The sequence below is a fragment of the Pseudomonas sp. TWR2-1-1 genome, from assembly GCF_049897045.1.
Taxonomy (GTDB): Bacteria; Pseudomonadota; Gammaproteobacteria; order Pseudomonadales; family Pseudomonadaceae; genus Aquipseudomonas; species Aquipseudomonas versuta.
The window spans coordinates 63,175-77,083 of record NZ_JAFCVM010000006.1; the positions used below are offsets into that span (position 1 = coordinate 63,175).

Sequence of the window (13,909 nt, forward strand, 5' to 3'; positions counted from 1 at the left end):
TCGCGGTGCTGCTATCGCCGGCAAGCCGGCTTCCACAGTGGATTTGTCCTGAATATAAAAGCAGGGACTCTGCCCTCCCTGTGGGAGCTGGCTTGCCAGCGATTCAGGCGATCGGGTCGCGTGCTGCTATTGCCGGCAAGCCGGCTCCCACAGTGGATTTATCCTGAATATAAAAGCAGGGACTCTGCCCTCCCTGTGGGAGCTGGCTTGCCAGCGATTCGGGCGATCGGGTCGCGTGCTGCTATCGCTGGCAAGCCGGCTCCCGCAAATGGATTTGTATCGGGCATAAAAAATCCCGGCACATGGCCGGGATTTTTGTTTGACGCGTCGGTTTATGGCACCAGCTTGTCCAGCAGCGCTTTGTCACGTACCGCGCCTTTGTCGGCACTGGTGGCCAGCAAGGCGTAGGCCTTGAGGGCCGTGGTGACCTTGCGTGGGCGCACTTCTACCGGCTTCCAGCCTTTTTTGTCCTGGGCGGCGCGGCGTGCGGCCATTTCTTCGTCGCTGATCAACAGGTTGATCGAGCGGTTCGGAATGTCGATCAGCACTTTGTCGCCGTCCTGCACCAGACCAATCGCGCCACCGGCAGCAGCTTCTGGCGAAGCATGGCCGATGGACAGGCCCGAAGTACCGCCCGAGAAACGGCCGTCGGTAAGCAAGGCACAGGCTTTGCCCAGGCCTTTGGATTTCAGGTAGGACGTCGGGTAGAGCATCTCTTGCATGCCCGGGCCGCCTTTTGGACCTTCATAGCGAATGATCACGATGTCACCGGCTTTGACTTCGTCAGCCAGAATGCCGCGCACGGCGCTGTCCTGGCTTTCGAAGATTTTGGCGTTGCCTTCGAACACGTGGATCGACTCGTCAACGCCTGCGGTTTTGACTACGCAGCCATCCAGCGCAATGTTGCCGTACAGCACGGCCAGGCCGCCTTCTTGCGAGTAGGCGTGCTCAACACTGCGGATGCAGCCGTTTTCACGGTCGTCATCCAGGGTTTCCCAGCGGGTCGACTGGCTGAACGCCGTTTGCGTCGGAATACCGGCCGGGCCGGCCTTGAAGAAGGTGTGAACAGCTTCATCGTCGGTCTGGGTGATGTCCCATTTGGCGATACCTTCGGCCAGGGTCTTGCTGTGCACGGTCGGCAGGTCGGTGTGCAGCAAACCGCCCCGGGCCAGTGAGCCGAGAATGGAGAAAATGCCGCCTGCGCGGTGCACGTCTTCCATGTGGTACTTCTGGATGTTCGGCGCCACTTTGCACAGCTGCGGCACGTGGCGTGACAGGCGGTCGATGTCTTTAAGGTCGAAATCGATCTCGGCCTCCTGGGCAGCGGCCAGCAAGTGCAGGATGGTGTTGGTCGAACCGCCCATGGCGATGTCCAGCGTCATGGCGTTTTCAAACGCCTTGAAGTTGGCAATGTTGCGCGGCAATACCGACTCGTCATTTTCGACGTAGTACTGACGGCACAGGTCGACGATGGTGCGGCCGGCCTGCAAGAACAGTTGCTCGCGGTCACTGTGGGTTGCCAGTGCCGAGCCGTTGCCCGGCAGAGCCAGGCCCAGAGCTTCGGTGAGGCAGTTCATCGAGTTGGCGGTGAACATGCCGGAGCACGAACCGCACGTCGGGCAGGCGCTGCGCTCGTACTCGGCAACCTTCTCGTCAGAAGCGCTGGAGTCGGCGGCGATGACCATGGCGTCTACCAGGTCGAGACCGTGGCTGGCGAGCTTGGTTTTGCCCGCTTCCATCGGCCCGCCGGAAACGAAAATCACCGGGATGTTGAGGCGCAACGAGGCCATCAGCATGCCAGGGGTGATTTTGTCGCAGTTGGAAATGCACACAATGGCGTCGGCGCAGTGAGCGTTGACCATGTACTCGACGGAGTCGGCGATGATCTCGCGGCTCGGCAGCGAATACAGCATGCCGTCATGGCCCATGGCGATGCCGTCATCCACGGCAATGGTGTTGAATTCTTTGGCAACGCCGCCAGCGCGTTCGATCTCGCGGGCTACCAGTTGCCCCATGTCCTTGAGGTGGACGTGGCCGGGTACGAACTGGGTAAAGGAGTTGGCAATAGCGATGATCGGCTTCTTGAAGTCGGCATCTTTCATCCCCGTGGCGCGCCACAGAGCGCGGGCACCGGCCATGTTGCGGCCGTGGGTGGAGGTTTTCGAACGATAGTCAGGCATGGAACAACTCCGGGCGGCTAATCAGGTAACAAACAGGGAAGTGAGCTTCTAATGACTGGCGGACTACACAGAAAATGACTACGTGTCAGCAAGCTGCCGTTAACGCTGCGGGATCGCCGCGCGTCAGGGCCTGAGCTCATAAACCCGCCGGGGATGATTGGCGATGAATCCGTCGATTCTACACGGCTGGCGGCGTGAGGGAATGGGGTAGACGGTTGGCTGCCTGAGCGAGGAGTCATTGCATTTGGCGGGTCGGCAGGCATCTGCGGCGTTCAGGCTATAAAGTGCAGGCATGATTTAGAGTGCAGGCTTAATTTTTCGATAAGGACATTTGCATGCTGACCCTCACCCGATCCGTGCGAACCTGCCTGGCCATTGGCCTGGCGCAAGGGCTGCTGCTGTGGCTGGCGAGTTATCTGACCGAGCCGGGAATCAGGTTCGCATTGGCCACGGCGGCATTGGTCGGTGGTATCAACCTGTTGCTGCTGGGGCCAAGCGTGCGTGAGCGCGGCACAGCTTGGCTGGTGCTCGGGCTGACGGTGGTGGTGAGCGCAATCAGTGCCTGGGTGTTCTGGGAGGGCGGCGACAGTTCGCGCCCCAGTAACTGGCTGACCGGCACTTGGGTCTGCTTTGCGGTGGTGGTCACTTACATAGTGACGGCTTTCATTCTCAGCTGGCCGAGCCGCGAAGGGCGCTTCCCGCGTTACGAAGACCTGTTCCGCCACGCTTGGGACACGGTGTTTATCGTGTTGCTGGGCTTGCTGTTGAATGGCGTGTTCTGGGCGCTGCTGCTGTTGTGGGGCAGCCTGTTCAAGATGCTCGGGATTGTGGCCCTCAATCAGTTGTTTTCGACCACCGGGTTTATCTGTGTCAGTTCAATGATGGTGCTCGCCCTGGGCCTGCAGATGGGACGCGACAACGATCGTGTGATCGGGTTGTTGCGCGGGATTTTGCTGACCTTGTGCCGCTTCCTGCTGCCCCTGAGTTCGCTGATTGCCATTGTCTTCACCTTCGCCCTGCCATTCACCGGCTTGCAGCCCATTTGGGCCACCGGCTATTCAACGCCGATCATGCTGTGCCTGGTGGCAGCCAATCTGTTTCTGCTCAACGGCGTGTTCCAGGTCGGTGAACAGAGCAGCGGTTATCCGCGATGGCTGTTGGGCATAGTGGACCTGTGCCTGCTGTGCTTGCCGGTACTGGTGGTGCTGGCGGGGTATTCGAGCTGGCTACGAATTGAGCAATACGGTCTCACGCCCAGCCGTATTCTGGCCATGTTGCTGGTGGCCGTGATGTTGGCGCATACCCTTGCCGCCGCCTGGGCGGTGGTGGTGCCTCAGCGCCAGTGGTTGTGGAGCTTGCGCATCAGCAACCCGCTGATTGCGTTGATCAGCGTGGTGTTGCTGCTGGCGATTCATACCCCGTGGTTCAGCCCGTTGCAGATCAGCGCCAGTAATCAGGTAAAGCGCGTGCTTGAGGCCAAAAGCCCGGTTGAGACCTTTGATGCAGACACCTTGCGCTATCGGTTGGGCCCACCGGGCAAGCAGGCGTTTGAGGCATTGCTGGAGCAGGTCGAGCAGGGCAGGGTGCTGGCAGAACCCGCGCGGCAGGTTTTGTTGAAACGGCTCAAGGATGCGCAAGCCGGCAAAGCTGAGCGGGAGTCCGATGGACGGCTTCTGGAGTGGGTCGGGCCTGCCGTGGAAGGCAGCGAACAGTTCAACGACGCAAAAATTGGCGGTCAGGGCTGTTTGTACCCGGGATGTGCCATGTGGGCAGTCGATCTGGATCAGGACGGGCAGGACGAAGTGCTGCAACTGCCCAAATACAAGTGGTCGGATGCGCTGTACTTCTTCAAGCGTGACACCCAAGGCAAATGGCAGCGCACAGGCGCCTATGAAGGTGTGGACAACCCGCTGGAGATGATTGAACAGATTCGTGAAGGGAAGGTGAAAGTGGTGAAGCCGCGTTATCAATCGCTGCAGACTGGCGATCAAGAGCTGAACCCGAAGCTGGATACAACGCCGCAGCCTTAACAAGGACAACCCTGTGGGAGCCGGACTTGCGGCGAGGCAGGATGTTGAGTCATCGCCGGCAAGCCGGCTCCCACAAGATATGCTCAGGGCATTTCCACTGTGGGAGCTGGCTTGCCAGCGATTCAGGCGTGTTAGCTGTTAGGCAGCAAACGGCAGGTGATGCTCTTGATGTAGCGTGTTTCGGCAATTGCCGGGTGCACCGGGTGATCCGGGCCCTGGCCGCCGCGTTCCAGCAGCTGGATGTTGCGATCCAGGTGACGGGCGCTGGTCAGCAGAATGTTCTGCAGGTCGTCTTCTGGCAGGTGCATCGAGCACGATGCGCTGACCAGAATCCCGTCCTTGCTGAGCAGGCGCATGGCTTGCTCGTTCAGGCGACGGTAAGCACCTTCGCCGTTTTTCAGGTCTTTTTTACGTTTGATGAAGGCCGGAGGATCGGCCACGATCACGTCGAAACGCTCTTCGTTGGCCTTGAGCTCTTTCAGGGCTTCAAAAACGTCGCCTTCCATGCAGGTGACTTTCTCGGCAAAACCGTTCAACGCAGCGTTGCGCTCAACACCGTCCAGGGCGAACGAGGATGCGTCGACGCAGGTCACTTCGCTGGCGCCGAAAGCGGCAGCCTGAATACCCCAGCCACCGATGTAGCTGAACAGGTCCAGAACCTTTTTGCCTTTAACGTACGGTGCCAGGCGGGCGCGGTTCATGCGGTGGTCGTAGAACCAGCCGGTTTTCTGGCCGGCCATGACCGGTGCTTCGAACTTCACGCCGTTCTCTTCCAGCGCAACCCACTCCGGCACCAGGCCGAAGACGGTTTCAACATAACGCTCAAGGCCTTCGGCATCACGGGCCGCCGAGTCGTTCTTGAACAGAATGCCGCTTGGCTTGATGACTTGTACCAGTGCCGCGATCACGTCGTCTTTGTGCTGTTCCATGGTGGCTGAGGCCAGCTGAACCACCAGAATGTCGCCGAAACGGTCTACGACCAGACCTGGCAGCAGGTCGGAATCGCCGAATACCAGACGATAGTAAGGCTTGTCGAACAGGCGCTCGCGCAGGGACAAGGCCATGTTCAGGCGATGGACCAGCAGGGACTTGTCCAGCGGCAATTTGATGTCGCGCGACAGCAGGCGGGCGCAGATCAGGTTGTTCGGGCTCATGGCAACGATGCCCAGCGGCTTGCCGCCGGCTGTTTCGAGAACGGCCTGGTCGCCGGCCTTGAAGCCGTGAAGGGGGGTGTTGGCTACATCAATTTCGTTGCTGTAGACCCACAAGTGGCCGGCGCGCAGGCGTCGATCGGCATTGGCTTTAAGGCGCAGGCTTGGCAGGGACATGACGTCGCTCCGGGTATTGAAAAGGGCGCGATTATAGCCTTAGACGCTCCCTTCAAGCTCAGCTGATTCGCGGTATTGCGTCGGATTACGTGCGCAAATGGCCAGAAATTTCCGCTAGACTCGCCGTCCAATTCAGAGTGCGTCGTTATGCCCCCAGAGCTTTCATCGGAACAGATCAGCCTCGCCCTGCAAGGCATCAGCGTGCCGCCCCAACCGCAAATCATGGTGGATTTGCAGATGGAGCAATACATGCCGGACCCGGACCTGGAAGTGATCGCCGGCCTGATAGCTCAAGACCCGGGGCTGTCCGGCGCACTGCTGAAAATCGTCAACTCGCCGTATTACGGCCTGAGCAACAAGATCGCCTCGATCCGCCGTGCCGTCACGGTGCTCGGCAGCCGGACCGTGATCAACCTGATCAACGCACAGTCGATCAAGGGCGAGATGACAGACGACACCATCGTGACCCTTAACCGGTTTTGGGACACGGCCCAGGACGTGGCAATGACCAGCCTGACCCTGGCCAAGCGCACCGGCACCCAGGCTCTGGATGAAGCCTACGCCCTGGGGCTGTTTCACGATTGCGGCATCCCGTTGATGCTCAAGCGCTTCCCGGATTACATGCGGGTACTGGAGCAGGGCTACGCCAATGCCGGGACCGGCAGCCGTGTGGTCGACACTGAAAACCGGCACTTCAATACCAACCATGCGGTAGTCGGCTACTACACGGCCAAGTCCTGGCGTTTGCCGGTGCATCTGACAGAGGCGATTGCCAATCACCACAATGCGCTGGCGATTTTCAGTGACGACTCTTCGCGCAACAGCCAGCTTAAAAACCTGCTGGCGATCCTCAAGATGGCCGAACATATTTGTGCCTCGCACACAGTGCTGGGCAACCAGCGTGAAGACCATGAGTGGGACAGCATCAGGCACCTGGTACTGGACTACATTGGCCTGTCCGATTACGACTTTGACAACCTTAAAGAAAGCATTCGCGAGCTGGGTGCCCACTAGTTTCGCAGGAGCCTCCCATGCCTGAATTACCTGAAGTCGAAACCACCCGCCGGGGGATTGCACCGCACCTTGAAGGTCAGCGGGTCAGCCGGGTGATTGTGCGCGAGCGACGTTTGCGCTGGCCGATCCCGGAAGACCTTGATGTGCGTCTGTCGGGGCAAAAGATCGTGCTGGTCGAGCGGCGCGCCAAGTATTTGCTGATTAACGCCGAGGTCGGGACGCTGATCAGCCATTTGGGCATGTCGGGCAACCTGCGCCTGGTGGAAGCCGGGCTGCCTGCGGCCAAGCACGAGCATGTGGACATTGAACTGGAATCCGGCCTGGCATTGCGCTACACCGACCCGCGGCGTTTCGGGGCGATGCTCTGGAGCCTGGACCCGCTGAACCATGAATTGCTGCTGCGACTGGGGCCTGAGCCCCTGACTGATCTGTTTGACGGTGACCGGCTGTTTCAGCTGTCGCGCAAGCGTTCGATGGCCGTCAAGCCGTTCATCATGGACAACGCAGTGGTGGTGGGCGTGGGCAATATCTACGCGACAGAAGCCCTGTTTGCCGCGGGCATTGATCCGCGTCGCGAGGCCAAAAGCATTTCCCGGGCGCGTTATTTGAAGCTGGCAATCGAGATCAAGCGGATTCTGGCGGCGGCAATCGAGCGCGGTGGCACCACCTTGCGCGATTTTATCGGTGGCGACGGGCAGCCCGGCTACTTCCAGCAAGAACTGTTTGTGTACGGGCGGGGCTACCAGCCCTGCAAGGTCTGTGGCACCGAGCTGCGCGAGGTCAAACTGGGCCAGCGCGCCAGCGTATTCTGCCCGCGTTGCCAGAGCTGACACGCAATCGCCGGCAAGCCGACCCCCACACTGTTTATCGATGTGGGAGCTGGGTTGCCGGCGATTCAGGCACTGTGGCTTTTCAGGTTCGGCGCATGGAAACAATGGCTGACAAGGTCAGGCCTTGCCGGTGATTGCCTTGTATTTGGCCATCAGCTGTTCTTCGGTTTCCGGGTGGGCTTCATCCAGGGGAATGCAGTCAACGGGGCAAACCTGCTGGCATTGCGGCTCGTCGTAGTGGCCCACGCATTGGGTACACAGGTTCGGGTCGATCACGTAGATCTCTTCGCCCTGGGAAATGGCAGCGTTCGGACACTCGGGTTCGCAGACGTCGCAGTTAATGCAATCGTCGGTGATGATCAGGGACATGGGTACTCCTGCCGGGGCGCGCGGCCCGGGCAACTGAAATCGAATGCGGGCAATTGTGCCGCATTGGCGCCCGCAGTGCACGCGGGCGCCGCTTCAGCGGTCACTTCTTGCGAAAGCGCTCGGTGAGGGCATCGGCTACGGCCGGGTGAACGAATTTGTTGATATCGCCACCCAATGCTGCGATTTCCCGCACCAATGTCGACGAAATGAACGAATAACGCTCTGACGGCGTGAGGAACAGACTTTCGACGTCGGGGGCCAGTTGGCGATTCATGTTCGCCAGCTGGAACTCGTATTCGAAGTCCGACACGGCCCGCAGGCCACGCAGAAAGACATTGGCGTTCTGTTCTTTGGCGAAGTGCGCGAGCAGTGTCGAGAAGCCGACTACCTCCACATTGGGCAGGTGCTTGGTGACTTCACGCGCCAGCTCCACACGCTGTTCCAGAGGGAATAGCGGGTTTTTTTTGGTGCTGGCAGCGACAGCAATGATCACGTGATCGAACAGGCGCGAGGCGCGTTCGACCAGATCGCCATGGCCCTTGGTAATAGGGTCAAATGTACCTGGGTACAACACTCGGTTCATCGCGTCGTCCTGGCGGGAATCCGTTGGGGAGTCGGATGGTATCGCAGCATTCCCGGTCGGCCAAGTCGCCATTCGCAGAAGAAAGCACTATAGACGTAGCCAAATAACTACTTTTTCACGGATTTTTCAGGCGTGCGGCCAGCTGTGTTGCCAGTTTGGCCGTGACCCCGTACACCGATAATTGCGGGTTGGCGCCAATGCTGGTGGGGAATAAAGAGCCGTCGTGGACCGATAGATTGCGCAGTTGATGATGACGCCCAAGGCTGTCGGTGACGGCCATCTGCGGATCCTCGCCCATCGCGCAGCCGCCCATCACATGGGCGCTGGCAAGCCGGGTGCGATACAACTCAAGGCTCAAACTGTCGATTTGATCACGTGTCCGGGCAAGGCTGTTCATGTACCGCGCATCACTGTGCAGTGGCATGACGGCGCTGGCGCCTGCCGCAAACTGGATCTCGGCCATGCTGTGGAGGGCGCGTTTGAGGCCTTCCCAGACGTAGGGCGTGAGCCTGTAGTCGAGTACCGGGCTGCCATCTGAGCGCAACTCGACACTGCCTCCGGGGCTGTCGGGATGAAAACCGTCGCGCATCAACGCCAGCATCATATGGGTATGGGGCAGTTGCGCCATGTGCCCGGCGCTGGTTTGGCCGAAGCCGGCAAATAGCGTGGCGGCCAGGGCCGGGTGCAGTGGCGGTACTTCGAGTTTGTAGCCCATGGGCCCGGTGGTGCCGTCTTGCCATTGAAAGTGATCGGAGTAAATCGATTGCGGGGCGCCGTAAAACGGATTGATGGCAGCAGGAAACTGCGCCGCAGAGAAGTTGACCAGGTGCAGAAACGTACGTTTGCCGACTCGGCCGTGGGGGTCGGGCGCGTCTGATCGCAGCAGCAGGCCGGGGGTATTGATGCCGCCGCCGGCCAGCACATAGTGCTGGGCCTTGACCGTTATTGTGCGGCCCGTGGGCGCCACGCAGCGGTTGTCCATGGCCTGGCACTCCAGCCCTGTGACCTTGTCGCCGCTGATCAGCAGCCGCCAGGCGCGGGCCAGGTACAGCAGCTCGCCGCCTTGTTCCAGGGTTGCGGGGATAGTCGTCACCAGCATCGATTGTTTGGCATTGGTCGGGCAGCCCATGCCGCAATAGCCCAGGTTCCAGCAACCGCGCACATTGCGCGGGATCACATGCCAGCTGTAGCCGAGCTTTTCACAACCGTTGCGGATCACCTCGTTATTGGCGTTGGGCGGAACCCGCCAGGGTGCGACGCCAAGACGTTGTTCCATTTGCTCGAACCAGGGCGCCATCTCGGCGTCGCTGAGGCCTGTCACCGAGTGTTCGCGGGCCCAATGCTCCAGGGTTGGTGCAGGGGTGCGAAAACTTGAGGTCCAGTTGACAAGGGTCGTACCGCCCACTGCCCGCCCCTGGAGGATGCTGATGGCGCCGTCTTTGCTCATGCGCCCGACGCCCTCCTGATAAAGGCTCGAGTAGGCATCGGCTTCGAGCAGTTTGAAATCACTGCTGGTTTTGAGGGGGCCTTCCTCAATCAATAGAACCTTGTACCCCGCGGCGCTAAGAATCTCGGCCGTCGTCCCGCCGCCGGCACCGCTCCCGACGATCACTACATCGGCGTCGAGCGTCAGGTCGCTGTCGAGTTGCGAGCCATCCCGGGTTTTCCAGCCTCGGGCCATGCCTTCGCGGAACGGATCAGGTACGGGCATAAAGGACTTCCATGGTGGCAATAGGTTGTCTGTAGGAGCGAGCTTGCTCGCGAGCTGTTAAGCGCGGCGACGAAGAGCTCGCGAGCAAGCTCGCTCCTACAGGTTTTATGGGCGCAGTCAGATCTTTGGCGGGCCGGGATAGCCGCACGCAGCCCAGGATTCGGGGCGTTCGTACCAGCTCATCATCACCAGTTGCACCAGCGAGCCATGGCCCATGCGCAATAGGCTCAGGCTGCTGTTTTGCCAGCGCTGCAAGAAGTCACTGATTTGTTCGGGGCTGGCGCTTGCCCAGCTGCTCCAGACCCCGGTCAACGGACCGCGTGTTACCGGCAGGGCCAGCACATCGAACAGTTGTTGAGTCAGCTTGAGCAGTTCCGGTGACAAGTGATTGAGGTTGTTATCCAGTTGATGCAGCGTGGCATCCGCCGCACCGGGAAGCGCCGGGGCGTCCACGCTGCCCGCCAGCATCACCGGGATCAGTGCGCGCAAAAAAATCAGATCACTGCTGCGCAAAATGGTAAAGCCTGAGGCACTGCTGCTGGCCGAGCAGCCACTGAGGCTGGCACCCAGCCCGGCGGTAACCAGCAATGCGCTGGCACACAGGCCGATTTTCAGGGCACCCCGACGCGACAGCACAAGCTTCTCAACGCTTAATTCAGGCATGGGCCACCCCGGCTAGCGAATAAACAGCTTCTGGATCAGACGTACCAGCTGGCGGCCATAAGGCGGGTAAATCATCAGCGAGCCATTCAGGCGTTGTTTAGCCAGTACGCCCTTGGCTTTGCTGAAGGTCAAAAAGCCTTCGTGACCATGGTAGTGGCCCATGCCGGAATGCCCGACGCCACCAAACGGCAAGTCGTCGATGGCCACATGCAGCAGTGTTTCGTTGATGCACACGCCGCCGGAATGGGTGTTCTGAATGACCCTCTGCTGCTCAGCCTTGTTGTAGCCGAAGTAGTACAGCGCCAGCGGGCGCGGTCTGGCGTTGATGTAATCCAGTGCTTGCTGCAAATCGCTGTAGGCCACGATGGGGAGCAACGGGCCGAAGATCTCGTCCTGCATGACCTGCATCTCGTCGTTTACATCCAGCAGCAGGGCGTGGGGCATACGCCGACCCTGACCTTGATCGTACAGCGGGACCAGACGTGCGCCCTTCAGTGTGGCGTCGATTTGCAGCCGTTCAAGCCGCGCCAGCTGGCGCTCGTTGATGATTGCGGTGTAGTCCGGGTTGTCGATCAGGGTCGGATAAAAGCTGTGCACGGCCTGGCGATAGGCCTGAACAAAGCCATCGACCCGATCTTGCGGGACCAGCACGTAATCCGGGGCAATGCAGGTTTGCCCGGCGTTCAGGGTCTTGCCCCAGGCAATGCGTTGGGCGGCATCCTTGAGTGGCACATCGACAGACACGATAGCCGGCGATTTACCGCCCAGTTCAAGGGTGACCGGGGTCAGGTGTTCGGCCGCTGCACGCATGACCTGCTTGCCCACGTGGGTCGAGCCGGTGAACAGCAAGTGATCAAATGCCAGGCCCGAGAACGCCACCGCGACATCGGCTTCACCCAGCACTACGGCCACCATGTCTTCGGGGAAGATGCGCCCCAACAATTCCTTGAGCCAGTGGCCGGTGGCCGGGGTGAACTCGCTGAGTTTGAGCATTACCCGGTTGCCCGCCGCCAATGCCCCGATCAGTGGCCCTATAGCCAAGTAGAGCGGGTAGTTCCACGGCACGATAATGCCGACCACGCCCAGTGGTTGATAGATCACGCTGGCGCTCGCGGGCTGGAACATCAGGCCCACGCTGCGCGGCGAAGGCTTCATCCAGCGTTTGAGGTGTTTAAGGGTGTAATCAATGCTGTGCAGGCTGGGCATCAGCTCGGCAAACAGGGTTTCGTCAGGGCTGCGGTGGCTGAAATCCTGGCTGATGGTGTCGATCAGGACTTCGCGCTCATCACTCAATAACCTGCGCAGACTTTTCAACCATTGCTGGCGCTGTTCCAGGGGCGGGCAGGGATGAGCTGCGTAAGCCAGACGCTGTGTGTCGAGCAGGGACTGGAGATCGCTCAGTACGGCTGGGGCGTCTTGGCGGTGGACACTGTCGACAGACATGGTTTGCTCCGGGCGGATGGCGTGTTGGTTATTTTTATTAGAGAGCAGCAATGCTTTTAGAGCCTATGCTCTAAGCTGTCAATCAGGGGCTGTTACCCGTGAGGTTTAACGATGGCGGGTAAGGTCGTAAGATGTCTTTCGTTTTTTCATTAAAGCCCAAGAAGCCCATGGCCCCACGAATAAAAACCAGCCAGCGCATCGTCAACAGCAGCCTTGAGCTGTTCAATCAGCTGGGCGAGCGCAGTGTGAGTACCAACCACATTGCCGCGCACATGGAAATTTCTCCGGGCAATCTGTATTACCACTTCCCTAACAAGCAGGCGATCATCTCGGTGTTGTTCAGCGAGTATGAGGCGCTGGTGTTGAGGTTTCTGCGCCCGCCCGAAGGGCGTATGGCCAGTGTTGAAGACAAGCGCCATTACTTGCAGCAGTTGCTGGACGCCATGTGGCGCTATCGCTTTTTGTACCGTGATATCGAGCACTTGCTGCACAGCGACAGTGAGCTTGCAGCCCGTTACCGGGTCTTTTCCCAGAACTGTCTGCATCAGGCACAAGCAATTTATCGCGGTTTTGTCGATGCCGGGCTCATGTGCATGACCCCCCTGCAAATCGAGTCGCTGACCCTCAATGCGTGGATCATTCTCACCTCATGGGTCAGTTTTCTGTGTACTACCCGGGAGAACAACGATCAGCTCAGTGAGCAGGCCATCAAGCGCGGGGTGTATCAACTGCTGGTCCTGGAATCGGGATTTGTCACCGCTCAGGGCCGAGCAGACTTCGATGAACTGATCAAGGACTACTACGTCCCGCTGGAGCACGCGCTGCACGTTCAATAAATGCATTTCACCCCCTCACAGGAGTTCCCTATGCCCGTCGCGCAACTGATCAGCCCCCAAGCCCTGAGCGAACGCCAGGAGCTGCCCGGTCTGGTTATTCTGGATTGCCGTTTCGCCCTTGAAGACCCGGACTATGGCCGTTGCAGCTATGCCGAAGGGCATATAGCCGGTGCGCAATTTGCTGACCTTGAACGTGATTTGAGCGGCCCCGTGATCAAAGGTGTCACTGGTCGCCATCCGTTGCCCGAGCCACAGGTGTTACTGGAACGACTGCGCGCATGGGGCATCAATGACGACAGCGATGTGGTGCTTTATGACGACGGTCCGGGGGTCTATGCCGCCCGGGCATGGTGGTTGCTGGCCTGGCTGGGCAAGCGCGACGGCGTGTTTATCCTCGATGGCGGCCTCAAGGCCTGGCATGGCGCAGGTTTCCCGCTCAGTCTGGATGCTGTGGTCAAGCCGCGTGGCAACCTGGAAGGCAAGCTCGACAAGCGTTTGATGGTGGATGCCGAGCACTTGCAAAAGCGCCTGGGTGATCCGGGCCTGACCTTGATCGACGCCCGTGCCCGACCACGCTTTCGCGGCGAGGTTGAACCTATCGATCCTGTTGCCGGGCATATTCCGGGTGCGCAATGTGCAGCGTTCAGCGAAAACCTCGACAGCAGCGGGCAATTTTTACCTGCTGATCAACTCAAAAAGCGCTTTGCCGAGCAACTCGCCGGTCGTTCTGCGCAAGAGCTGGTGGCCTATTGCGGCTCCGGCGTGACGGCGTGCCACAACCTGTTTGCGCTGGGGTTGGCCGGTTATCCGCTGGGTAAACTCTATGCGGGCTCGTGGAGCGAATGGATCAACGACCCTGAGCGGGGCATTGCTACCGGCGATTGATGCCCGCTCTGTACCGTAGTCGCAGCCTTCGTGCCTG

General features: G+C 59.7%; 12 protein-coding genes. 5 read left to right on the forward strand and 7 right to left on the reverse strand.

Features of this window, described 5'->3' with window-relative positions; all coding sequences use genetic code 11:
• Window positions 1-332: 332 nt before the first annotated feature.
• Complete coding sequence (gene ilvD, locus ACP7BO_RS16380; RefSeq protein ID WP_397455465.1) at window positions 333-2,180, reverse strand: dihydroxy-acid dehydratase; 1,848 nt, start codon at window positions 2,178-2,180, stop codon at window positions 333-335.
• Window positions 2,181-2,515: 335 nt separating this feature from the next.
• Here ilvD and ACP7BO_RS16385 point away from each other — a divergent pair, with 335 nt between their 5' ends.
• On the forward strand, window positions 2,516-4,210 hold the full coding sequence (locus ACP7BO_RS16385) for a DUF4153 domain-containing protein (RefSeq protein ID WP_426211478.1): 1,695 nt from the start codon (window positions 2,516-2,518) through the stop codon (window positions 4,208-4,210).
• A 131-nt stretch (window positions 4,211-4,341) separates the two neighbouring features.
• On the opposite strand, the gene ACP7BO_RS16390 is transcribed toward ACP7BO_RS16385, so the two are convergent.
• Entirely contained in the window at window positions 4,342-5,538 is a 1,197-nt protein-coding gene (locus tag ACP7BO_RS16390; RefSeq protein ID WP_004419762.1) for a class I SAM-dependent rRNA methyltransferase, read from the reverse strand.
• 201 nt (window positions 5,539-5,739) lie between these two features.
• Here ACP7BO_RS16390 and ACP7BO_RS16395 point away from each other — a divergent pair, with 201 nt between their 5' ends.
• Both ACP7BO_RS16395 and mutM read left to right on the forward strand, forming a co-directional pair.
• Window positions 5,740-6,552 carry an HDOD domain-containing protein gene (locus ACP7BO_RS16395; protein ID WP_171970568.1) on the forward strand — a complete coding sequence of 271 codons (813 nt, stop codon included), beginning with the start codon at window positions 5,740-5,742 and terminating at the stop codon, window positions 6,550-6,552.
• Window positions 6,553-6,569: 17 nt separating this feature from the next.
• Window positions 6,570-7,382 carry a bifunctional DNA-formamidopyrimidine glycosylase/DNA-(apurinic or apyrimidinic site) lyase gene (gene mutM, locus ACP7BO_RS16400; protein WP_426211480.1) on the forward strand — a complete coding sequence of 271 codons (813 nt, stop codon included), beginning with the start codon at window positions 6,570-6,572 and terminating at the stop codon, window positions 7,380-7,382.
• Between the two features lie 117 nt (window positions 7,383-7,499).
• On the opposite strand, the gene ACP7BO_RS16405 is transcribed toward mutM, so the two are convergent.
• From ACP7BO_RS16405 to ACP7BO_RS16425, 5 genes are all read right to left on the reverse strand, one after another.
• A complete protein-coding gene (locus ACP7BO_RS16405) occupies window positions 7,500-7,751 on the reverse strand; it encodes a YfhL family 4Fe-4S dicluster ferredoxin (RefSeq protein WP_004419756.1) in 252 nt (83 codons plus the stop codon).
• 100 nt (window positions 7,752-7,851) lie between these two features.
• Window positions 7,852-8,334 (reverse strand): pantetheine-phosphate adenylyltransferase, encoded by a 483-nt coding sequence (coaD, locus tag ACP7BO_RS16410; protein WP_004419754.1) that lies wholly within the window; start codon window positions 8,332-8,334, stop codon window positions 7,852-7,854.
• Window positions 8,335-8,449: 115 nt separating this feature from the next.
• Complete coding sequence (locus ACP7BO_RS16415) at window positions 8,450-10,045, reverse strand: GMC family oxidoreductase N-terminal domain-containing protein (RefSeq protein ID WP_426211484.1); 1,596 nt, start codon at window positions 10,043-10,045, stop codon at window positions 8,450-8,452.
• Between the two features lie 117 nt (window positions 10,046-10,162).
• Window positions 10,163-10,708, reverse strand: a complete 546-nt coding sequence (locus ACP7BO_RS16420) for a twin-arginine translocation pathway signal protein (RefSeq protein ID WP_426211486.1) — start codon at window positions 10,706-10,708, stop codon at window positions 10,163-10,165.
• Window positions 10,709-10,720: 12 nt separating this feature from the next.
• Entirely contained in the window at window positions 10,721-12,151 is a 1,431-nt protein-coding gene (locus tag ACP7BO_RS16425) for a coniferyl aldehyde dehydrogenase (RefSeq protein WP_426211488.1), read from the reverse strand.
• Between the two features lie 167 nt (window positions 12,152-12,318).
• On the opposite strand from ACP7BO_RS16425, the gene ACP7BO_RS16430 reads away from it, so the two are divergent.
• Window positions 12,319-12,987, forward strand: coding sequence for a TetR/AcrR family transcriptional regulator (locus ACP7BO_RS16430; protein ID WP_397455472.1), 669 nt, complete (start codon window positions 12,319-12,321; stop codon window positions 12,985-12,987).
• A gap of 30 nt (window positions 12,988-13,017) precedes the next feature.
• A complete protein-coding gene (locus tag ACP7BO_RS16435; protein ID WP_426211490.1) occupies window positions 13,018-13,872 on the forward strand; it encodes a sulfurtransferase in 855 nt (284 codons plus the stop codon).
• Window positions 13,873-13,909: the final 37 nt, after the last annotated feature.

Excerpts from the sequence above, each read along its gene's own strand:
- ilvD (WP_397455465.1), bottom strand. The coding sequence starts at position 2,180 with ATGCCTGACTATCGTTCGAAAACCTCCACCCACGGCCGCAACATGGCC.
- ACP7BO_RS16415 (WP_426211484.1), bottom strand. The coding sequence starts at position 10,045 with ATGCCCGTACCTGATCCGTTCCGCGAAGGCATGGCCCGAGGCTGGAAA.
- ACP7BO_RS16430 (WP_397455472.1), top strand. The coding sequence starts at position 12,319 with ATGGCCCCACGAATAAAAACCAGCCAGCGCATCGTCAACAGCAGCCTT.
- ACP7BO_RS16420 (WP_426211486.1), bottom strand. The coding sequence starts at position 10,708 with ATGCCTGAATTAAGCGTTGAGAAGCTTGTGCTGTCGCGTCGGGGTGCC.
- ACP7BO_RS16435 (WP_426211490.1), top strand. The coding sequence starts at position 13,018 with ATGCCCGTCGCGCAACTGATCAGCCCCCAAGCCCTGAGCGAACGCCAG.
- ACP7BO_RS16390 (WP_004419762.1), bottom strand. The coding sequence starts at position 5,538 with ATGTCCCTGCCAAGCCTGCGCCTTAAAGCCAATGCCGATCGACGCCTG.
- ACP7BO_RS16405 (WP_004419756.1), bottom strand. The coding sequence starts at position 7,751 with ATGTCCCTGATCATCACCGACGATTGCATTAACTGCGACGTCTGCGAA.
- ACP7BO_RS16385 (WP_426211478.1), top strand. The coding sequence starts at position 2,516 with ATGCTGACCCTCACCCGATCCGTGCGAACCTGCCTGGCCATTGGCCTG.
- ACP7BO_RS16425 (WP_426211488.1), bottom strand. The coding sequence starts at position 12,151 with ATGTCTGTCGACAGTGTCCACCGCCAAGACGCCCCAGCCGTACTGAGC.
- mutM (WP_426211480.1), top strand. The coding sequence starts at position 6,570 with ATGCCTGAATTACCTGAAGTCGAAACCACCCGCCGGGGGATTGCACCG.
- coaD (WP_004419754.1), bottom strand. The coding sequence starts at position 8,334 with ATGAACCGAGTGTTGTACCCAGGTACATTTGACCCTATTACCAAGGGC.